The following is a 2,743-nucleotide window of genomic DNA, read 5'->3' on the forward strand; positions in this document are numbered from 1 at the left end:
CCAAATAAACAAAAACACATACACCCCAAGCAAAAACACCCAAATTACATTGTGCCGAAAAATTAATAATAAAGTTTAAATAAGTGGTGGTCTCATTGCTTATAAATCCTAATTAAATAACCGGGGAATATTCGGGACAATACTAGCATATTACAAACCTAATTATTATCCTTTAACAAAAATAATATGATTTAATAAAAAATAGGGCTTAAAACGGGGCATACACGAAAGGGCAGAACTAGGGGAAAACTGTAACCGACTCTAAAGGAGGATGTAATGATGGTTGGTAGGGAAGAAATAGAGAGAATGAAAGGAATCCTCGACGAGCTACTCGAAAAAATCACGGAGAAGAGAACACTCGACAACAAATTCGAGACCATCCATCAGAGAATAGCCAGATTAGATGAGCGTGTTCGAAACATTGAAACATTATTAGAAACAGCGGTCAGATTAATTCAAGAGCTAATCTTCATCTCGTCTGGAGAAACTATTGCCGTGAGGGAAGAGCAGGCCAGTGTCAATCAAGAGGAGGAAGAAAGGATGCAAAAGTTAGAGGAACGAGCTAAAAAAGTTGACACGGTTAAAATCAGGGAGGAAGAAGAGATTGCACGCTCAAGTTCTTGGGACTTGCTGGGTCAGAGGCCAAAAGTTTCATTGCATGAGCTGGAGAGGGAACTGGAAAGACTCTTCAGCAGAATGGCAGAATTAGAAATTGCGAGGGAAGAAAGAAGAATCACAGAAAGTGAGTATAAAGACATATTAGAGACCTTAAAGGAGAAAAAAGATAAAATAAGAAAGGATTTAGACAGGCTGTTTGAGGCCACCCAAACTTAAATTTCATGTAAAAAATTGTGAATTAGGTTTTTCCCACTATCTTTTTGTAGTTTTGGGCCAGTTGGTTATAGCTTTCAGCACTCATTCTGATAGTGGCAAGCCGATCCTCCCCAATCTCTTTAACCACCTTTCCCGGGTTACCGAGAACTAAACTATTTGAGGGTATCTTGGTATTTGAGGTAACTAGGGCTCCTGCACCAATGATACAGTTGTCGCCTATCTCAGCCCCGTCAAGTACTACTGAATTTATTCCCACTATTACCATGTTGCCGATTTTGGCACCGTGAATTACAGCTCCGTGGCCCACTGTCACATAGTCGCCTATAATAGTAGGAGTTACGGCTGCATGAACCGAGCAGCAGTCCTGAACATTGGAATACTTACCGATTTTAATAGTAGAGAAATCACCCCTAACCACTGCGTAGTCAAAAATTGCACCCTGCTCATCAACTTCCACTCCACCTGCAACGAAACAATTTGGACTAACATATGCTGTTGGATGGATTTTTGGAATCTTTCCCAAGTATTCGTAAATAGGCAATATTTCAACCTCCTTGGCTCTTTGACTATACCTCACACTATAAATTATTAAGCTTAAAAATTAATCTAAAAACATAATAAAAATATTTACTAGGCATGTAAATTCGATTAAATCTCCCAACACGAAATAGATTTTTATTTTTTTATCGAAAGTAAGAAGTTGCATAATGTATTTTTATTCTGAATGTGGTTAATTAATCATAAAGTTTCAACTTTTCATATTTAACACATTAGGAATTTAAGTAGATTGGAGAACCGTGAAATGTTTAAAACATCTTTTAATAGAGTCTTGGAAAGAAAAACTATTAAAATGGATTTGCCTTATGTGGCTTCCCTGTCTTTTGAGGAATTGGGAAAGCCCAAACAGGTTATTGTGGGAAAACCAATTCAATGCCAGAGATGCGACGGAGTTCTAACCGACCCATCAAGAGTAGTGAAAGATCCAAAAATAGGAACTCATTTTAAGTGTGTCTTTTGCGGTACAGTAAACATTGTTGACCCCAAGGATTTACCCACCCATCTAGTAGATGACGTGGATTTCATAATAGAAGAAGCCATGGATATTAAGACCACGAGACCTGAGTTGACCGGTGAAAACATAGTCGCCGTGATCGATATTTCCGGCTCAATGTCCGGAGGAAAACTGGAGGCAGTAAATAGAAGCTTGTCGGAAACAATAAAGGATCTAAAAGTTAACGCTCCCAGTAGTAATTTTGGTTTAATAGCCTTTGAATCCAGTGTCTATCTCATCGACTCAAATGGCAAAAATGTCCTAGCTATTGGAGGCGATGATATTTACTCCCAGCAGAAAATTGCCGAAAGATTCAGCCATGCAAAATACAGTTTTGAACCCATTAAAAAGAATGCTGACAAATGGTTAAAAGCCATATCTAAACTAGAATCCATGGATATGACCGCACTGGGACCCGGCCTCCTAGGAGGATACACCCTCTTAAAAATGAGGAATGGAGGAAGATTGCTCTTACTAACCGATGGGTTAGCAAACATGGGATTTGGAAGCTTGGAAAGCTCGAGCACTACAGGAAAAGTATTTTACAAAGAACTCGCGGGAAGCTGCAATTTTGGAAACATAATAGTAGATGTGGTGGGAGTACGCGAAGAAGGAGCAGAGAGTCGACTGGCATTAAAAACCTTGGGAGATCTAGCGTTGGAAACTGGTGGTGACATCTACTAAGTAACCATGGATGAAATTGAAAGAACATTCGCAGATATTCGAGGTAAAGGGTACATAGCTCGGAACGTTGAAGTGCAAATGTTCACATCGCCCAGCCTAAAGCTGGTAGACGCTACTGGAACCGTTGTCCGAAACTTACCCATCTAGGACACTTCCAGATGGTGTTCGGTTCCT

Annotated in this window: 4 protein-coding genes; 2 read left to right on the plus strand and 2 right to left on the minus strand. The window is 39.7% G+C overall.

Annotated elements, in window-relative coordinates; genetic code table 11:
* The first annotated feature begins 276 nt into the window (after positions 1-276).
* Positions 277-834: a hypothetical protein gene (locus tag ACUVXA_RS19380; RefSeq protein ID WP_445872937.1), complete on the plus strand. Its 558-nt coding sequence runs from the start codon at positions 277-279 to the stop codon at positions 832-834.
* A gap of 22 nt (positions 835-856) precedes the next feature.
* Here ACUVXA_RS19380 and ACUVXA_RS19385 read toward each other — a convergent pair whose 3' ends face one another.
* Entirely contained in the window at positions 857-1,375 is a 519-nt protein-coding gene (locus ACUVXA_RS19385; RefSeq protein ID WP_445872938.1) for a gamma carbonic anhydrase family protein, read from the minus strand.
* A gap of 261 nt (positions 1,376-1,636) precedes the next feature.
* Between ACUVXA_RS19385 and ACUVXA_RS19390 the strand changes: the two genes are divergently transcribed.
* On the plus strand, positions 1,637-2,569 hold the full coding sequence (locus ACUVXA_RS19390) for a vWA domain-containing protein (RefSeq protein ID WP_445872939.1): 933 nt from the start codon (positions 1,637-1,639) through the stop codon (positions 2,567-2,569).
* On the opposite strand, the gene ACUVXA_RS19395 is transcribed toward ACUVXA_RS19390, so the two are convergent.
* The gene (locus ACUVXA_RS19395; protein ID WP_445872940.1) at positions 2,566-2,712 is read right to left on the minus strand and encodes a hypothetical protein; all 147 of its coding nucleotides are present in this window, start codon (positions 2,710-2,712) and stop codon (positions 2,566-2,568) included. The genes ACUVXA_RS19390 and ACUVXA_RS19395 overlap by 4 nt on opposite strands.
* Positions 2,713-2,743: the final 31 nt, after the last annotated feature.

The sequence above is a fragment of the Candidatus Jordarchaeum sp. genome (assembly GCF_052745115.1).